Source organism: Pauljensenia sp. 20925_1_25 (genome assembly GCF_041433955.1).
Lineage (GTDB): Bacteria > Actinomycetota > Actinomycetes > Actinomycetales > Actinomycetaceae > Pauljensenia.
Genome location: NZ_JAPWCL010000007.1, coordinates 66533 through 84035 on the forward strand (window position 1 = coordinate 66533; position 17503 = coordinate 84035).

The 17503-nt window shown below is 64.0% G+C and carries 15 protein-coding genes; 13 read left to right on the plus strand and 2 right to left on the minus strand.

Annotated elements, in window-relative coordinates:
• Positions 1-31: 31 nt before the first annotated feature.
• Together O3932_RS04810 and O3932_RS04815 are read right to left on the minus strand one after the other, a co-directional pair.
• Positions 32-571 (minus strand): hypothetical protein, encoded by a 540-nt coding sequence (locus tag O3932_RS04810; RefSeq protein ID WP_371536618.1) that lies wholly within the window; start codon positions 569-571, stop codon positions 32-34.
• Between the two features lie 1134 nt (positions 572-1705).
• Positions 1706-2743, minus strand: coding sequence for a LacI family DNA-binding transcriptional regulator (locus O3932_RS04815; RefSeq protein WP_371536621.1), 1038 nt, complete (start codon positions 2741-2743; stop codon positions 1706-1708).
• Between the two features lie 132 nt (positions 2744-2875).
• Between O3932_RS04815 and pyrR the strand changes: the two genes are divergently transcribed.
• From pyrR to O3932_RS04880, 13 genes are all read left to right on the plus strand, one after another.
• Positions 2876-3439 carry a bifunctional pyr operon transcriptional regulator/uracil phosphoribosyltransferase PyrR gene (pyrR, locus tag O3932_RS04820; protein WP_009648192.1) on the plus strand — a complete coding sequence of 188 codons (564 nt, stop codon included), beginning with the start codon at positions 2876-2878 and terminating at the stop codon, positions 3437-3439.
• A gap of 3 nt (positions 3440-3442) precedes the next feature.
• Positions 3443-4429, plus strand: a complete 987-nt coding sequence (locus tag O3932_RS04825; RefSeq protein WP_296504378.1) for an aspartate carbamoyltransferase catalytic subunit — start codon at positions 3443-3445, stop codon at positions 4427-4429.
• Positions 4422-5741 (plus strand): dihydroorotase, encoded by a 1320-nt coding sequence (locus O3932_RS04830; RefSeq protein ID WP_371536624.1) that lies wholly within the window; start codon positions 4422-4424, stop codon positions 5739-5741. Before O3932_RS04825 ends, O3932_RS04830 begins: the two co-directional genes overlap by 8 nt.
• Complete coding sequence (carA, locus tag O3932_RS04835; RefSeq protein WP_371536627.1) at positions 5738-6925, plus strand: glutamine-hydrolyzing carbamoyl-phosphate synthase small subunit; 1188 nt, start codon at positions 5738-5740, stop codon at positions 6923-6925. Before O3932_RS04830 ends, carA begins: the two co-directional genes overlap by 4 nt.
• Positions 6925-10224: a carbamoyl-phosphate synthase large subunit gene (gene carB / locus O3932_RS04840; protein ID WP_371536630.1), complete on the plus strand. Its 3300-nt coding sequence runs from the start codon at positions 6925-6927 to the stop codon at positions 10222-10224. Before carA ends, carB begins: the two co-directional genes overlap by 1 nt.
• Positions 10221-11087 (plus strand): orotidine-5'-phosphate decarboxylase, encoded by an 867-nt coding sequence (gene pyrF / locus O3932_RS04845; protein WP_299240829.1) that lies wholly within the window; start codon positions 10221-10223, stop codon positions 11085-11087. Before carB ends, pyrF begins: the two co-directional genes overlap by 4 nt.
• 101 nt (positions 11088-11188) lie before the next feature.
• On the plus strand, positions 11189-11500 hold the full coding sequence (mihF, locus tag O3932_RS04850; protein ID WP_007589281.1) for an integration host factor, actinobacterial type: 312 nt from the start codon (positions 11189-11191) through the stop codon (positions 11498-11500).
• Between the two features lie 27 nt (positions 11501-11527).
• Positions 11528-12085: a guanylate kinase gene (gene gmk / locus O3932_RS04855; protein ID WP_296504372.1), complete on the plus strand. Its 558-nt coding sequence runs from the start codon at positions 11528-11530 to the stop codon at positions 12083-12085.
• Between the two features lie 36 nt (positions 12086-12121).
• Positions 12122-12388 (plus strand): DNA-directed RNA polymerase subunit omega, encoded by a 267-nt coding sequence (gene rpoZ, locus O3932_RS04860; protein ID WP_003792400.1) that lies wholly within the window; start codon positions 12122-12124, stop codon positions 12386-12388.
• 1 nt (position 12389) lies between these two features.
• Positions 12390-13625: a bifunctional phosphopantothenoylcysteine decarboxylase/phosphopantothenate--cysteine ligase CoaBC gene (gene coaBC / locus O3932_RS04865; protein ID WP_296504370.1), complete on the plus strand. Its 1236-nt coding sequence runs from the start codon at positions 12390-12392 to the stop codon at positions 13623-13625.
• Positions 13622-14809, plus strand: coding sequence for a methionine adenosyltransferase (metK, locus tag O3932_RS04870; RefSeq protein WP_314567258.1), 1188 nt, complete (start codon positions 13622-13624; stop codon positions 14807-14809). The genes coaBC and metK overlap by 4 nt, the downstream gene beginning before the upstream one ends.
• The gene (locus O3932_RS04875) at positions 14806-15444 is read left to right on the plus strand and encodes a vitamin K epoxide reductase family protein (protein ID WP_299240750.1); all 639 of its coding nucleotides are present in this window, start codon (positions 14806-14808) and stop codon (positions 15442-15444) included. Before metK ends, O3932_RS04875 begins: the two co-directional genes overlap by 4 nt.
• Positions 15445-15486: 42 nt before the next feature.
• Positions 15487-17469, plus strand: a complete 1983-nt coding sequence (locus O3932_RS04880; RefSeq protein WP_371536635.1) for a primosomal protein N — start codon at positions 15487-15489, stop codon at positions 17467-17469.
• The last annotated feature ends 34 nt before the right edge of the window (positions 17470-17503 follow it).

Below are 17503 nucleotides of genomic sequence, written 5' to 3' on the forward strand. Positions count from 1 at the left end.
ATTCCCAGGGTGGCCACAATCATGTCTGCCATCAGATACCGATGGCTGCGTTGAGTGCTGCCATGTCGCTGGGGGACAGAGAGACGGGCGTGGAGGAAAAAAGACAATCGTGAATTCGCCCGGAGGGTGCGAAGACCATGTCCCAGTAGATGACCACCTGCCCAGAGACAACGGCTTTCCAGAGGGCGGGCATCTCCTTCATCTTCTCCACGAACTCCGTGTCGGCCAGAAGACGTTGCCCAATCGAGGGAGCCGATCCTGCTGGAACCGCACGGCCGTCGCCAGCAAAGATCAGTACCCGAGAGGTTCCACCATGGCAGTGCCCGATGTGCAGCTCACCGGGGGTGTAGCCGATCAGGTCCAGGGAGTTTCGTCCCTGCCCGATGCCGCCTACTCCTCCCGCGATGTCGATACCGTGCTGGTCCCACATGGCTTCGAGAGCCGCATGCCCCATATGCTCGGAATCATCCCGAGCGAGGAGGCGTTCGCGGGTGATCTCGTCGGAGTAGTCGGTCGCTCGGACAACGGTTGTCACATCGGCGTTGAAGGACATGAGCTTAGAATCGTTCATGCTGACAGGCTATCGCAGGAAGAAGAACTGTCACATACGTGTCTCGCAGCATGACAAGCGAGAAAGGGAGGAACTTGTCAACACAGTTATCGCCGATTGAACAGTGCTGCATCGTCGTCGTTCGCTCGGTTTCCTAAGTGACGTTCCCCGGGCAGCTGGTCGTGTGAGGGCGCTTAAGCCTATACCCTCACTGGGTATTGGTATATACCCAGTGAGGGTATAAAGTTTGATGGGTGGGGGTATGTCTCAGGGGTCCTGCCGTGAGAGAATGACAGAACCTTGGGTGGTGACATCGCACGATTGGAGAACGGGGGAGTCGTGCCGTGCGTTTGGCCGCTGAACAGGCTCGCGCGTCAGCGCAGCCGTGAGCACATGTATTCCGTGCTCACAAGATTGTGAAGATAGCTTCCCTCGCCTTCCGTCATGTCATCAACAACGCGAGGGGCAGCCACATAGCTATGGATAGAGAGTGGTGCATGAAAATGTCAGCACAGTAATCACGTGCAAGAGAGAAGTAGCTGTAAGGCCTGAGGGTGCACAGGTGCGTAATTGTTAGCGAATATATGCATGCATAATCATGCATGATGCTTGCGTGAATATATTCATGTATAAGTATGCAGCAATGGCTGATCACTGCTTATTGTTATGTGTCAGCGATGCCATAGTCCGCCTCTTACAGGAGCAGTTCTAGGAGCCTGTTGCGTTGGGCCTACCCTTGGGTGCGAGGCAGGTCTCGGAGCGTGGCGGTCGTCATTTATGGTCTTCGCATGATGCTCGTAGGCGACATCGTATATGTTTCTCCAGGACTGCGCGGCGGGAGAGCCGTGGTCGCAAACCGGTATGCAGTCAGCGCGGGAGTCAGCTGCCTACGCGCCTGTAGAGCCGTCGCAAGGCCTATGCAACAAATTGGCACATCGACCTTCCAGGCGTGATAACGGTGGCATTGCCGCGCCACCAATATGAATCAAGGCATAATGCAAACGTTTGTATTAAGGGTCTGTGCCCACGGTTTTCATCGGAACACTGTAAGACGTTCGCGCCGCGGCTGAGGCTGCATGTAAGAAAACTGTATACAACTGTCGCCTGTGCATACGGAATACAAACGCTTGCATTATGTTGTCTTCGACTGTTCGTTCATCCCGTGCTGGCCCGAACAACGAGTTCTGTGTCAACGCTTCGGCGCACGGGAGGGATGTTCCGTCCCTTGGCTCGAGTGATCGCCATCTCTACTGCGAGTGCCGCAAGACGCGAGGGGGAGGGATCAATTGATGTTAGTGCAAGTGCGCGCGAGGAAGCGAGCGCGGAGTTATCGCAACCGATGACGAGTACGTCGCGCCCGGGGACCAAGCCATCTTTCAGGAGTGCGAGGATCGCGCCGTGCGCACACTGGTCGTTGTAACAGACCAGGGCATCCACTCCGGCGGGCAGGCCCGCACGAACGGCCAGGAATCCTGCGTCCACGTCGTCTCCGCCGGGCAACGTCACGTAATCGAGTTCTACGGAGCGACAAGCGTCGATAAAGGCAGTCTGTCTAGCGCGCGCTGTGGGTCCTGGTGGACCTTCAATGAATGCGAGACGTCGCCGTCCCCGTCCTCGCAGGAGCGTCATCGCCTCGTGCATTCCTGATTCGTGTGCGCTTGTGATCAGGTCGATGTCGTCACGAGGGGCTTGCTGGTCGATTAGGACGGTCGGAACTGTCGAATATCGCTGCGAGACGAGCGAGGAATCAGCGGCTATGACGGATTGCGTGCGCACCTGTAGGAGGGATTCCCATGCGCGATCAACGTCGCGCGGGTCATCGACTGATTCAACGACGACCCTAAAGTCCTTCCGCTGCGCCTCGCGGAGGATACCCGAGTGGTAGCGCACGTGCAGCTCCCGACCCAAGGAGCAGATCAGGCCGAGAATGTGGGGACGTGCGGAGGAGAGGAGGGATGCCGCGACGTTCGCGCGGTACCCCAGTTCCTCTGCTACCTTCTCGATTCGCTCGCGGGTCGCAGAGGCCACGCGGGGGGATCCCTGGAGGGCGCGCGACACCGTCGCGATCGAGGTCCCAGATGCGGTCGCGATATCGTCAAGGGTGACCCGACGACCGGGGTACACGTCGTGACCTTGTGCTGGCGTGTGGTTGTGGCCGCGTTTGATCGCTGGTGTCGGCTCCTCGGAGATCATTTTTCCAGTCTATAGCCCCTCACGTGGCCTTTCACACGTGTGCCTCAGCTACGTGCGACAAACATGGCGCGTAAAATTGAACTGGAACACATCCTTTAATGACCGTCCTGTGAGGCGGGGAAGGAGCAAGCAGTGGGTTCACTGCACGCTGATCGCGCGTCGCGCGGCAAAGAAGTATTGGGAGCAGACGACGTCGCCCGCTCTCTGACACGAATCGCTTACGAGATCATTGAACGCAACGGCGGTAGCGACAACCTCGTCATCGCCGGCATTCCGACGCGCGGCGCCACCCTCGCGCGCAGGCTTGTCGACAGGATTCGCGAAGTGTCTGACACCTACGCGAACTTGGCGATCATCGACACCACGATGTTTCGCGACGACCTGGCTAGCCAGCCGCTACGCGCACCTAAGGAAACCCTTATTCCGGCTACGGGCCTCGACGGTAAGACCGTTGTTCTGGTGGATGACGTCCTCTATACGGGCCGCACCATTAAGGCCGCGCTCGATGCACTCACCCGAATCGGTCGTCCTGCGGCCGTTCAGCTCGCCGTCCTCATCGACCGTGGGCACCGTGAGCTACCGATCCGACCGGACTACGTCGGTAAGAACTTGCCGACCTCGCGGGATGAAACTGTCACCATCCTGCTCGACGAAACCGATGGACGCGACGGCGTCCTGCTAGGGAAGGGCCTGTAAGCGATGAGCCTCAGCCATCTCATTTCCATCCGCGACTTAACTCGAGAGGAGGCGATCCTGCTCCTCGATACAGCGGAGCAGATGGCGGCCACGCAACACCACAGCGTCAAGAAGCTACCGACCCTCCAGGGCAAGACGGTTGTCAACCTCTTCTTCGAGGACTCGACTCGCACGCGCATTTCCTTCGAGACCGCGGCCAAGCGCCTGAGCGCGGACGTCATCAACTTCCAGTCGCGCGGCTCCTCAGTCTCTAAGGGTGAATCCCTCAAGGACACTGCCCTGACGTTGCAGGCTATGGGGGCTGACGCGGTCATTGTGCGTCACTCGTCCTCGGGTGCGGCTCACCGCCTGGCTCACGCCGGGTGGATGAACCTGCCGGTCCTCAACGCGGGTGACGGCACCCACCAGCATCCGACTCAGGCGCTCCTGGATGCCATGACGCTGCGCCGCCATTTCGGTGCCTCCGACCACGCGGGCTGCATCCCCGAACCCGGCACCGGCCTCGACGGTGCCCACGTCGTCATTGTCGGCGACGTTCTCCACTCGCGCGTCGCCCGTTCCAACGTCGATCTGCTCACCCTGCTAGGCGCGCGTGTCACTCTCGTCGCGCCCCCGACGCTGCTGCCCCTGGGCGTCGAGACCTGGAACTGCGAGACCTCGTACAACTTCGACGAGGCCTTGGCGACCCAGCCTGACGCGGTCATGATGCTGCGTGTCCAGCGCGAGCGCATGTCCAGCGCCGGAGGTGGATTCTTCCCCTCACCTGGTGCGTACCACTCCGAATATGGCCTCACACCGGAGCGCTTCACGAAGCTGCGTCCCGACGCGGTCGTCATGCACCCGGGTCCCATGAACCGCGGCCTTGAGATTTGTGCCGAGGCTGCCGACTCTTCTCAATCTGTCATCGTCGAACAGGTCAGCAATGGCGTGTGCATCCGCATGGCAGCCCTCTATCTGCTTCTCGCATCGGAAGGACACCACAATGACTAAGCAGACCCGTGACATTCTCATCAAGGGGGCGTCCCTGCTGGGTGGGCAGCCCACCGACATTGCGTTGTCCGGCGGCGTGATTGTTGCCATCGGGGTGGGCGCAGCCGATTCGGTGCGCGACCCGCGCGTCATCGATGCCGAGGGCCTGGTCGCCCTACCCGGCCTCGTGGACATTCACACGCACCTGCGCCAGCCCGGCGGCGAGGATGCCGAAACCGTCTTCACTGGCACCCGCGCGGCCGCCGTGGGCGGCTACACCGCCGTGCATGCGATGGCCAATACGACGCCCACTCAGGACACGGCTGCCATCGTCGACCAGGTGCTGGATCTGGGCGAGGCAGCCGACTGGGTCGAGGTGCGTCCCGTCGGTGCCGTCACAAAGGGACTGGAAGGCAAGCATCTTGCGGCGCTGGGTTCGATGGCACGCTCGCGCTCTAAGGTGCGCGTCTTCTCCGACGACGGCAAGTGCGTCTCCGATCCCGTCCTCATGCGTCGCGCCCTCGAATACGTCAAGGGCTTCGACGGCGTGATTGCCCAGCACAGCCAGGACCCCGCTCTGACCGAGGGCGCGCAGATGAACGAATCGGCTCTATCCGGCGAGCTTGGCTTGGCCGGCTGGCCGGCGGTCGCCGAGGAAGCAATCATCGCCCGCGACATTCTGCTAGCCAAGCACGTTGGGTCGCGCCTGCACGTGTGCCACCTCTCTACCGCTGGCTCGGTCGACATTGTGCGCTGGGGGAAGGCCCAGGGGGTAAACATTACCGCCGAGGTGACCCCGCACCACCTGCTGCTCACCGAGCAGCTGGCCGCCACCTACGATCCGCTCTACAAGGTGAACCCCCCGCTGCGCCGCGCGGAGGACGTCGAGGCGGTGCGTGAGGGCCTCGCGGATGGCACGATCGACGTCGTTGGTACGGACCATGCCCCGCATCCCCTCGAGATGAAGGACTGCGAGTGGCAGGCCGGAGCGTTTGGCATGACGGGTCTGGAGACGGCCCTGCCGATCATCATTGAGACAATGGTGAACACCGGTCGCATGAACTGGGAGGACGTCGCGCGCGTCCTGTCGGCGGCCCCTGCCCGCATCGGCCGCGTTGAGACGCAGGGCCAGGGCATCGTCGTCGGTGCCCCCGCCCACATCACGCTCGTGGATGCTTCCGCGCGCGTCACGATTGACCCGGCCAAGCAGTGGACCCGCTCCACGAACTGCCCGTTCCGTGGCATGGAGCTACCCGGTCAGGTGCGCTTCACGATCTATGGCGGCGTCCCGACGGTCGCCGACGCTACCCCGATCGCCAAGGAGGATCGATGACTACGACCGATATCGCCCTGCTCGTCCTGGAGGACGGCACCGTTTTCAAGGGACGTGCCTGGGGTGCGCGAGGTCGCACGCTCGGTGAGATCGTGTTTTCCACGGGCATGACTGGCTATCAGGAGACCCTGACCGATCCGTCGTACCACCGCCAGATCGTCGTCATGACGGCCCCGCACATCGGGAACACGGGTGTCAACGATGAGGATCCGGAGTCCTCCCGCATCTGGGTGGCCGGCTTCGTCGTGCGTGACGCCGCTCGCCGCGCCTCGAACTGGCGTGCTCGCCGCGAACTGGAAGACGAACTGGTCGCTCAGGAGATCGTCGGCATCACTGACGTGGATACCCGCGCGATCACCCGTCACATCCGCGAGCGCGGTGCTATGCGCGCCGGTATCTTCTCGGGTGACGCGCTGCCCGTGGGTGCGCAGTACCTGGGGGACGAGGCCGTGGCATCCCTCGTGCGCATCGTGTCGGAGTCGCCCGTCATGAGCGGGCAGGCGCTGGCCGCCGAGGTATCGACGGATGAGACTTACGTGGTCGAGCCGCTGGGGGAGTGGGAAGGCAAGGAGCCTCGTTGCCGCGTCGTGGCTGTTGATCTCGGTATCAAGTCGCGCACGCCATTCCACCTGGCTGCGCGTGGAGCGCGCGTCTACGTGGTGCCCTCCACCGTTTCCTTTGCGGACATCGAGGCGCTCAAGCCGGACGGCGTCTTCTTCTCCAACGGCCCTGGTGACCCGTCGACGGCTGATCGAGAGATTGGTGTGCTGCGCGCCGTCCTGGACGCGGGCATTCCGTACTTCGGCATTTGCTTCGGTCACCAGCTCTTCGGCCGCGCCCTCGGCTATGGCACCTACAAGCTGGACTACGGTCACCGCGGCATCAACCAGCCGGTGAAGGACGTGGCGACGGGCCGTGTGGAGATCACCGCCCACAACCATGGCTTCGCGGTTGACGCCCCGGTGGGGGAGCCCTCGGTTGCCCCCTTCGATTCGGGCCGATACGGACGCGTCGAGGTGTCGCACATCGGTCTGAACGACGGCGTCGTCGAGGGCCTGCGAGCCCTGGATATCCCCGCCTTCTCCGTCCAGTACCACCCTGAGGCAGCAGCGGGTCCGCATGACGGCGAACTGCTCTTCGACCGCTTCATTTCCCTGATGACCGCAGCTAAGGAGACCCACTGATGCCCCGCAGGAACGATCTGTCGTCCGTCCTCGTCATCGGATCGGGCCCCATTGTCATCGGCCAGGCGTGCGAGTTCGACTACTCGGGAACGCAGGCATGCCGCGTCCTGAAGGAGGAGGGCCTGCGCGTCATCCTCGTCAACTCTAACCCGGCCACCATCATGACCGACCCGGGCATCGCAGACGCCACCTACGTCGAGCCGATCACCCCGGAGGTCGTCGCCTCAATCATCGAGAAGGAGCGTCCCGATGCCCTCCTCCCCACCTTGGGCGGCCAGACGGCCCTCAACACGGCCGTGGCTCTGGCGGAGATGGGCGTGCTCGAGCGATTTAACGTTGAGCTGATTGGGGCCTCGATTGACGCGATCCGAGCGGGTGAGGACCGTGAAGAATTTAAGGAGATCGTCGAACGCTCGGGTGCCGAGGTCGCCCGCTCCTTCATCGCTCACACGATGGAAGAGTGTCACGCGGCCGCCGCCGAGCTCGGCTACCCCCTCGTCGTTCGTCCCTCCTTCACGATGGGCGGCCTCGGCTCCGGATTCGCGTACACGCCCGAGGACCTTGAGCGCATCGCCGGCCAGGGCCTGGCCGCCTCCATCACGACCGAGGTGCTCCTGGAGGAGTCGATCCTCGGCTGGAAGGAATACGAACTTGAGCTCATGCGCGACAAGGCGGACAACGTCGTCGTCGTGTGTTCAATCGAGAATGTCGACCCGGTCGGCGTGCACACGGGTGATTCGATCACGGTTGCCCCGGCTCTGACCCTCACCGACCGCGAGATGCAGCGCCTGCGCGACATCGGCATCGCCGTCATCCGCGCCGTCGGAGTGGACACCGGCGGCTGTAACATCCAGTTCGCGATCCACCCCGAGACGGGCCGCATCATCGTCATCGAGATGAATCCGCGTGTGTCGCGCTCCTCCGCCCTGGCCTCGAAGGCTACGGGCTTCCCGATCGCGAAGATCGCCGCTCGGTTGGCCACCGGCTACACGCTCGACGAGATTCCCAACGACATCACGGGCTCGACCCCGGCCTCGTTCGAGCCGACGCTCGACTATGTGGTTGTGAAAGTCCCGCGTTTCACTTTCGAGAAGTTCCCGGCCGCCGACCCGACGCTCACCACGTCGATGAAGGCCGTCGGCGAGGCCATGGCGATCGGTCGTTCCTTCACGGAAGCTCTCCAGAAGGCTCTGCGTTCGATCGATAAGGGCGGGGTACAGTTCCACTGGGATGGTGATGCGCCCACCCCCGAGGAGACGCGCGCGCTCATCGAGGCCGCATCGGTTGGCACAGAGGGGCGTCTCGTCCAGGTCCAGCAGGCGATCCGCGGAGGCGCGACCCTCGAGGAACTTTTCGCCTCGACGAAGATCGACCCCTGGTTCCTCGACCAGATGTTCCTCCTCGACGAGGTCGCGACCCGCATCTGCGAGGCCGAGGCCTTGACGGGCGACGTCCTGGCCGAGGCGAAGCGCCACGGTTTCTCTGATCGCCAGATCGCAGCCATGCGTGGCCTGTCCGAAGACACGGTGCGCGAAGTGCGCGGAGCCTTCGGTATCCACCCCGTCTACAAGACGGTCGACACCTGCGCCGCCGAGTTCGCCGCCCGCACGCCATACCATTACTCGACCTACGACCAAGAGAACGAGGTGCGCCCGCGCGAGCGCGAGGCCGTCATCATCCTGGGTGCCGGCCCCAACCGCATCGGCCAGGGCATCGAGTTCGACTACTCGTGCGTGCACGCCGCCATGTCCTTGCGCGATCACTACGAGACCATCATGGTCAACTGCAACCCCGAGACGGTGTCGACCGACTACGATATCTCGGACCGCCTCTACTTCGAACCTCTGACCCTCGAGGACGTCCTGGAGATTTACCGCGCCGAGTGCGCGGCCGGCCCCGTCAAGGGCATGATCGTCCAGCTCGGTGGTCAGACTCCGCTCTCGCTGGCAGCCGACCTTGAGCGCGCCGGCGTGCCGATCCTGGGCACGAGTCCGCGGGCCATCGACCTGGCGGAAGACCGCGAGGAATTCGGCAAGGTTCTCGAGGCGGCCCACTGTCCGGCACCCGCGCACGACACGGCGCACACTCCCGAACAGGTCATTGCTGTCGCCGAGAAGGTTGGATACCCGGTCCTCGTTCGTCCGTCCTTCGTGCTGGGCGGGCGCGGCATGGCGATCATCAATGACGAGCCGGCGCTGCGTGATTACCTGGCCAGCCACGACTCCGAGCTGCTGTTCTCGCGCGGCCCGCTGCTCATCGACCGCTTCCTCGACGCGGCCATCGAGATCGACGTCGATGCCTTGTATGACGGCACGGAACTCTTCATGGGCGCGATCATGGAACACATCGAAGAGGCTGGCATCCACTCGGGTGACTCCTCCTGCGTGCTGCCTCCCATGACGCTGTCCGCGCGCGAGCTGGAGCGTATTACCGCCTCTACCGAGGCGATCGCGCGGGGCGTCGGCGTGCGCGGCCTCATCAACATCCAGTTCGCGCTGCTCTCCGACACCCTCTACGTCATCGAGGCAAACCCACGCGCCTCCCGCACCGTGCCCTTCGCCTCCAAGGCGACCGGCGTGCAGCTCGCCAAAGCAGCCGCCCTCATCCAGGTCGGTGCTTCCATCGCGTCGCTGCGCGAGCAGGGCATGCTGCCCGCCACGGACGCCCGCGAAATCCCCGAGGGTGGGTCTATTGCCGTCAAGGCAGCCGTTCTGCCCTTCAGTCGTTTCCGCACGGATAAGGGCGAGATCGTCGATACGATGCTCGGCCCCGAGATGCGTTCCACCGGTGAAGTTATGGGTATCGACTACGACTTCCCGACGGCCTTCGCCAAGTCTCAGCTGGGTGCGTCCACGGATATGCCCACGTCGGGCACGGTGTTCATCTCGATCGCCGACACCGATAAACGAGCGATCGTCCTGCCCGCCGCCCGTATGGCAGAAATGGGATTCACGATCCTGGCGACCTCCGGTACCGCTTCTGTGCTGCGTCGCAACGGCATCCCGGCGCGCTCGGTGCGCAAATCCTCGGAGGGACGCGGCGTGGATGGAGAACCCACGGTCGTGGACCTTATCAACGAGGGCCTCATCGACATGGTCGTCAACACCCCGCAGCGGTCCGCCCCGCGTAACGACGGCTACCAGATCCGCGCAGCCGCGGCCTCGCAGGACCGCCCGGCCGTCACGACGCTGCAAGCTTTCAACGCGATGGTGCAGGCCATCGAGGTCCGTATGCGCGGCTCCTATGCCGTGCGCTCCCTGCAGGAGTGGGACGCCATCCGAACGGAGGAGACACGATGAACCCGCTGTCCGCCACTACGCCCGTATCCCTCGGCTTCGGCGACCGCCTCTACGCGGCCATGCGCGAGCACGGCCCCGTGTGCGTGGGTATCGATCCACACGCCTCGCTTCTTGCCCAGTGGGGGCTTGACGACGACGCGAACGGTGTGCGAGAGTTTTCTCTTCGCGTCGTCGAGGCCCTGGGTGGTCGCGCCGCAGCTTTCAAGCCACAGGCCGCCTTCTTTGAACGGCACGGCTCACGCGGCGTCGCGGTCCTCGAAGAGGTTATCGCTGCCTGCCGTGAGGTGGGCACCCTGTGTATCGTGGACGCCAAGCGAGGCGATATTGGTTCGACGATGGCAGGCTACGCTGAAGCCTTTTTGTCGGACCAATCTCCGCTTGCAGGCGATGCCGTTACGCTATCTCCCTACCTGGGCGTCGGTTCTCTGATGCCCGCTCTCGAGTTGGCCAAAGCTACCGGCAGGGGAGTGTTTGTTCTCGCGCTCACCTCCAACCCTGAGGGAGCGTCCGTCCAGCACGCGCGTCGGGAGGATGGAAGCAGCGTCGCAGGTCAGGTCGTGTCTCAACTGGCGGACTTTAATAGCTCCTGTGATCAATTCCATCTTGGCCCTGCAGGCATCGTCATCGGAGCGACCGTTGGTGATGCTGTGCAGCGTCTCGGCATCGATTTGCCTGCACTCAAAGGCGCGTTTTTGGCTCCAGGAGTGGGCGCACAGGGTGCTGGTCCAGCGCAGGTCAGGCAGGTTTTCGCAGGCGCTGAGGACGCTGTGTTGGCCTCGTCTTCTCGTGCAATTCTGGGCGCGGGTCCGAGTGTGGCAGGACTGCGCAACGCCTACCTTGCGACGGTCGAATCACTGCAATAGTCTGTCGAGTTAATCAGAAGTCGGCGTTTTGGGATGGCGCATGTGCTTTGAAAGGTGACATAGTTTATTTACCGAAGATCCCAACGGAGGAGATGATCAGAATGGCACTACCTGATCTCACGCCGGAACAGAGGGCACAGGCCCTTGAGAAGGCAACTCAGGCACGGCGCCGTCGCGCCGAGGTTAAGAACGCGCTCAAGGCGCGCTCGATGAACCTGTCTGAGGTTTTGGAACTCGCTGATTCAGACGAGGCCGTGGCGAAGATGAAAGTCGTTTCGCTACTGGAGTCGCTGCCGCGCGTCGGCACGAACACGGCCGCCGTCCTGATGGACGAGTACAAGATTGCCCAAAGTAGGCGAGTACGAGGCCTCGGCCCCGTACAGCGCAAGGCTTTGGTCGAGCGTTTCGGCTGATACGGGTACACATGGCACAATTGAGCCATGACACAGGCTCAATTGACAGTTCTTGCTGGCCCGACCGCCGTTGGAAAGGGAACCGTTGTCGCCGCTCTCTTGAAGCGCTATCCGCACCTGAGGGTGTCGGTTTCGGCGACGACTCGCAATCCTCGGCCTGGTGAACTGGACGGCGTCCACTACTACTTCGTTTCCCCTAGCGAATTCGATTCCATGATCGAAAGGGGAGAGATGTTGGAGTGGGCGCTTGTTCATGGGAAAAACAAGTACGGTACCCCTCGCGGTCCCGTTGATACGGCTCTGGCAGCCGGAGAACCGGTGTTACTCGAGATCGACCTCGCGGGTGCACGCCAGGTTCGAGCTAATCGCCCCGACGCCCAGTTTATTTTCCTGGCCCCGCCCTCCTGGGAGGAGCTGGAGCGCCGCCTCGTCGGTCGCGGTACCGAGGGGCCGGAAGAGCGTGAACGTCGACTCGCCACCGCCCGCGTTGAGATGGAAGCGGCCTCCGAGTTCGATCACGTTGTGATCAACGACGATGTCGACCGTGCGGTGAGTGAGCTGGCCGGGCTCATTGGCCTGGAGTAATATCTACCTGAATCTGCCACTGAGAGGAAGACACGTATGTCCGGAATTGTTGCCCAGCCCGTGGGTATCACGTCCCCGCCCATTGATGATCTGCTGGAGCACGTCGATTCCAAGTACGCACTGGTTATTTTTGCCGCGAAGCGTGCTCGCCAGATTAACTCCTACAACCTGCAGCTTCAGCAGAACATGATTCAGTTCGTGGGTCCCGTTGTCGACGTCCAGCCCGACGAGAAGCCGCTGGCCGTGTCTCTGCGCGAGATCAACGAGGGCCTGCTCTCTCTCGAAGCAAACCCCGAGGCCTGACATGGCAACGATCGTCGTCGGGGTGACCGGCGGCGTCGCAGCCTTCAAAGCACCAATCGTGGTCCGCGAGTGTCAACGCGCGGGCCACGACGTGTATGTGGCAGCGACGCGCGCCTCCTTGGAGTTCGTGGGTCGTTCAACTTGGGAGGGGATCACGTCTCGCCCCGTCGCTGTCGAAATTGCGGGGGAAGGACGTGCCGAGCACGTGGAGCTTGCCCGTGTGGCCGACCTGATCATCATCGTTCCAGCGACAGCGAACACCCTCGCCCGGTTGGCCGGCGGCTTTGCCGACGATATGGTGTCGCTGACGGTGCTCGCCTCGGACGCGCCGGTCGTCGTAGCACCCGCGATGCATTCGAACATGTGGCTAGCCCCCGCCACCCAAGCGAACGTGGCGACGCTGCGCGGTCGCGGTGTCCACGTCATCGATCCCGCCTCCGGTGCCCTCGGGTCCGGGGACAGCGGTATCGGTCGCCTCCCCGAACCCGAGGAGATTGCACGCCGAGCCCTGGAGGTGCTCGCACGAGCAGAAAAGGCTGACTCCGCTCCCATCCTAGATGGGCGGACCGTCGTGGTGACCGCAGGCGGTACCCGCGAACCCATCGATCCGGTGCGTTTCCTCGGCAACAAGTCGTCGGGCCGTCAGGGCCTGGCCATCGCCGCAGCCGCTGCACGCTCAGGAGCCACTGTCCGCCTCATCGCCGCTAACATCGACGATTCCGTCATGACGCTTCTTCCGCCCTCGGTCGAGGTCACGCGGGTGGGCAGCGCGCTCGACATGCGCGAAGCTACGATGGCTCAGGTGGTCGGTGCTGACGCCCTGGTTATGACCGCCGCTGTTGCAGATTTCCGCCCACAGTCCGCCCAGGCCTCGAAAATGAAGAAGGACCCGGCGAGGAGCGACGCGCCGGTTCTGCATCTCGTGCGCAACCCCGACATCCTCTTCGAGGTCGGACACAGTAACATTCGTCCGCCCCTCGTCATCGGCTTCGCGGCGGAGACAGGCACGGATGAGGAGATCCTGGCCTACGGCGCTGACAAGGCCGCGCGCAAGGGGGTCGACTTCATCTGCCTGAATCGCGTGGGTGCGACCGTCGGCTTCGGCGACGTCCCCAACGACATTCGATTGCTGGATGCGAGCGGGCGCGTCGTGGGGCGTTACACCGGCTCAAAGGATGAGGTTGCGGCAGGTCTTGCCGATCAGATTGCCGCTTTCCTTGATAGCCTTGAGCGGTGAGTCAACAGCTTTTCTCTTCCGAGTCCGTCACCGAAGGTCACCCCGACAAGGTCTGTGACCGTATCTCCGATGCGATCCTCGACGCCCTGCTTGATGCGGATCCCCACTCGCGCGTTGCTGTCGAGACGATGGCCGCAACCGGTCTCATCCACGTCGCCGGCGAGGTGACCACCGAGGCGTACGTCGAGATCCCCGAGATCGTGCGCCGCGAGATCCTTTCGATCGGATACGACTCCTCGCGAGTCGGTTTTGACGGCGCGTCCTGCGGCGTGTCCATCTCTCTTGACGGGCAGAGTCCCGATATTGCGGGCGGCGTTGACGAGGCGCTCGAGGTGCGTGGCACCGACGGCGGCGATCCTCGCGACCGCCTCGGTGCGGGCGACCAGGGCATCATGTTTGGCTACGCTTCCTCGGACACCCCTGACCTCATGCCGGCTCCGATCTGGCTGGCGCACCGCCTGGCCAAGCGCCTCACCGACGTGCGCAAACAGGGCATCGTCGAGGGGCTGCGCCCCGACGGTAAGACTCAGGTGACTCTCGCCTACGAGGGCGGCCGTCCGGTCGGTATCGACACCATCGTCGTGTCGACCCAGCACGACGAGACCCTGACGCAATCCGCCATCGCGGACGCCGTGCGTGCCCACGTCATCGACCCCGTCATTGAGGAGTCCGGGCTGGCTTTGGCTACGGGTGAGATGAAGGCTCTCATTAATCCCTCCGGTCGCTTCGTGCTGGGCGGGCCTGCCGCAGATGCGGGACTGACGGGTCGCAAGATCATCGTCGACACCTACGGCGGCATGGCCCGCCACGGCGGTGGCGCGTTCTCCGGAAAGGATCCCTCGAAGGTTGATCGCTCCGCGACGTACGCTGCCCGCTGGGTGGCCAAGAACGTCGTGGCTGCGGGTGTCGCCCAGCGCTGCGAGATTCAGCTGGCTTACGCGATTGGACGAGCACGCCCGATCGGCCTGTACGTCGATACCTTCGGCACCTCCACTCTTCCCGAGGAGCGCATCGCCGACGCGATCCGCGAGGTCTTCGACCTGCGACCGCTCGGCATGATCGAGGACCTGGACCTGCTGCGCCCGATCTACCGCGAGACGGCAGCCTACGGCCACTTCGGTCGCGAGCAGTTCCCGTGGGAGGCTACCAACCGCGTCGACGAGCTTCAGGCCGCCCTCGCATGAGCGCCGCCGCGGAGCAGATCGACGACTACGTCCCCTCCTGGGATACTGAGGAGGCGCGGCGGTCGTGGCGTAGGCGTACGAGCCTGGAGATGATCATCTCGGGCTTCATCGGCCTTGTCACCTCCTTCGTTCTGTCGATTGAGGCGTGGCAGCTGGCCGCCGACTCGTCGGCGCGCTTCGGCTGTGACGTCTCCTCCGTGCTCTCGTGCTCGGCGGTCGCCCAGACGTGGCAGGCGCGCATCCTCGGCTTTCCCAATGCGTTCCTCGGCATCTTTTTCGAGGCCGTGGTGCTGGCGATCTCCGTCGCCATTTTCGCGGGGGTGACGTTTCCCCGCTGGTACATGGCGTGCACGAACCTGCTCTACACGATCGCGCTATTTTTCGCGTTCTGGCTCTTTGGCCAGTCCTACTTCATCATTCAGGTGCTGTGCCCCTGGTGCTTGCTTATCACGCTGACGACCACGCTGGTCTTTGGCGGCATCACGCGGATCAATATCCGCGACGGCGTGATCCCGGCTCCGGCCTCGCTGCGCCGGATCGTCGGTCAGGGGTTGGACTGGGCGCTGTGGGGCCTCATTGTGTTCGGCGTCCTCGCGATGGTCGTCGGCAAGTACGGTCTGAGGCTTCTGGGCTGAGCGCGGGACGCACATGGGCACGGGCGGTGTTTGACTAGGCTCATGATGTCCATGCAAGGAATGCTCGACGGGTTCGACGCGCCTGCAGCGCGCAGTGCCGAGGTCGCCCGCGTGATCGTCGACGTCGATCTGGCTCACATGGATCGCTCGCTCGACTACGTCGTACCCGACGCCCTCGTGGACCAAGCTCAGGTGGGTTCACTGGTGCGCGTGCGCTTCTCGGGCAATCGTGTCGACGGCTGGATCGTCGAGCGCACCCGCCGCGAGGTGGACGATCACGTTGGGCGCGTCGAGTCGGTCGTGTCTGCCACGCCCGTGTTGACCCCCGCACTCTACGAGGCATCGCGCCGTATTGCGTCGCGTTTCTTGGCCACCACCTCCCAGGTTTTCTCACTCGCGTTGCCTCCCCGGCACGCGCGCGCGGAAAAGGAGGAATTGGCGTCGAAGCCCCCCGCGTGGCCCACGATCATCGACAAGTCGTTGGGGGAGGGGTGGCGTGCCTACCCCGCTGGGGCGGCGTTCCTGTCCCGTCTGCGCGTCGGGGAATCTCCGCGCGCCATCGTCACGGCGCTGCGCCCTTATCTGCGCGCGTGCCTGTCGGACGCCGTGGCCGCGACCGTGGCCTCGGGACGCGCTGTCATCGTCGTGACGCCCACCGGTGAGCATGCCGCTCGTGTTGCACGAGAACTTGAGGAGAATCTTGGTATCCGTGCGGCACTCAGCGGTGGCGAGGTCTCCCCGGAGGAGCGCTACCGCGTGCACATCGCCGCGTCGCTGGGGCGTATCCCCCTCGTCGTGGGGACGCGCTCGGCCGTGTGGGTGCCCGCTACCCCCCTCGGCTTGATTGTTATTCTCGACGACGGGGATGACCGCCTGCGCGAGCGACGCTTCCCCCGATGCGACGCGCTCGATGTCGCGGTCCAGCGCTGCGCGGTTGAAGGAGCGGGCCTGCTCGTTGCGTCGAACGCGCGCTCGGTGAAAGCCCAGGCTCTCGTGCGCTCCGGATGGGCGGTGAGCCTCGATCCCACGCCCGATGCTCTGCGCGCAGCAACACCGCGCGTACACCTGCACGGGGAGGCGGAGGCGCACAGTGAGGGCGCGGGCGGGCACATGCGTATCCCGCAGGCTGCCCTGCGCATGCTCCGCCAGGGCCTGCGCACCGGTCCTGTCCTCATCCAGGTCGCAGCTGCCGGATACTGGCCTACTGTCGTGTGTCGACGCTGCGATCACCTGGCCCGCTGTCCGCATTGCTCCGGTCCGCTGTCCATGGATGCGGGGGGACGCCTGACCTGCGGGTGGTGTGACCGTGAACCCACCTCGTGGAGATGCCCCCAGTGTTCGGGGCGCGAGCTGCGCGGTGCGCGCGTGGGTTCTTCTCGCACCGCCGAGGAGATCGCGCGAAACCTTCCGGACGCCTCCGTCCTCGAGTCGTCCGCGGCTCACCGCATTACGCGCATGCTGCCCGCGCGCCCCACCGTCGTTGTCGCGACTGCGGGTGCCGAGCCGCCTGTCGAGGAAGGGTACGCCTGTGCGATCATCCTCGACGCAGCCGCGCTCGCCGGTCGAGCGGAGCTGTGGGCACCCGAGGAGGCAGCCCGCCGGTGGCTCGACGCGCTTTCGCTCGTGCGCCCGGGTCACCCCGGCCTCGTCGTGGGAAGAATTCCCGAGTCCCTGGGACAGATGCTCGTACGCTGGTCTCCGACCGACTACGCCCAGCGCCTCCTCGATGAACGCGAGGCCCTCGGTTTCTTCCCTGCCTGCACGATGGTCGCCCTCGATGGAACCCCTGCGCAGGTGCGTCAAGTCGCCGACCAGGTCGTCCGTGAGGGAGGGGCTGAGCTAGTGGGCACCGTCGCACTTCCGGTCACGCGCGAGGGGGAGGAACGCCAGGTACGTACGCTCGTGCGCACGCCCCTGGCCAATGCGGCCACGATGCTCGCTACGCTCACCGACATCCGCCGCTCGCGCGCCGCACGCAAGGTGACGCCGGTCAAAATGAGCGTGAACCCGCCGGAGCTCTTCTAAGTCCGAGGCCACCCGGTGCCGTAAACTGGCGCTC

Excerpts from the sequence above, each read along its gene's own strand:
- O3932_RS04810 (WP_371536618.1), bottom strand. The coding sequence starts at position 571 with ATGAACGATTCTAAGCTCATGTCCTTCAACGCCGATGTGACAACCGTT.
- O3932_RS04815 (WP_371536621.1), bottom strand. The coding sequence starts at position 2,743 with ATGATCTCCGAGGAGCCGACACCAGCGATCAAACGCGGCCACAACCAC.
- O3932_RS04825 (WP_296504378.1), top strand. The coding sequence starts at position 3,443 with ATGAGCCTCAGCCATCTCATTTCCATCCGCGACTTAACTCGAGAGGAG.
- O3932_RS04830 (WP_371536624.1), top strand. The coding sequence starts at position 4,422 with ATGACTAAGCAGACCCGTGACATTCTCATCAAGGGGGCGTCCCTGCTG.
- carA (WP_371536627.1), top strand. The coding sequence starts at position 5,738 with ATGACTACGACCGATATCGCCCTGCTCGTCCTGGAGGACGGCACCGTT.
- carB (WP_371536630.1), top strand. The coding sequence starts at position 6,925 with ATGCCCCGCAGGAACGATCTGTCGTCCGTCCTCGTCATCGGATCGGGC.
- pyrF (WP_299240829.1), top strand. The coding sequence starts at position 10,221 with ATGAACCCGCTGTCCGCCACTACGCCCGTATCCCTCGGCTTCGGCGAC.
- mihF (WP_007589281.1), top strand. The coding sequence starts at position 11,189 with ATGGCACTACCTGATCTCACGCCGGAACAGAGGGCACAGGCCCTTGAG.
- gmk (WP_296504372.1), top strand. The coding sequence starts at position 11,528 with ATGACACAGGCTCAATTGACAGTTCTTGCTGGCCCGACCGCCGTTGGA.
- rpoZ (WP_003792400.1), top strand. The coding sequence starts at position 12,122 with ATGTCCGGAATTGTTGCCCAGCCCGTGGGTATCACGTCCCCGCCCATT.
- coaBC (WP_296504370.1), top strand. The coding sequence starts at position 12,390 with ATGGCAACGATCGTCGTCGGGGTGACCGGCGGCGTCGCAGCCTTCAAA.
- O3932_RS04875 (WP_299240750.1), top strand. The coding sequence starts at position 14,806 with ATGAGCGCCGCCGCGGAGCAGATCGACGACTACGTCCCCTCCTGGGAT.
- O3932_RS04880 (WP_371536635.1), top strand. The coding sequence starts at position 15,487 with ATGATGTCCATGCAAGGAATGCTCGACGGGTTCGACGCGCCTGCAGCG.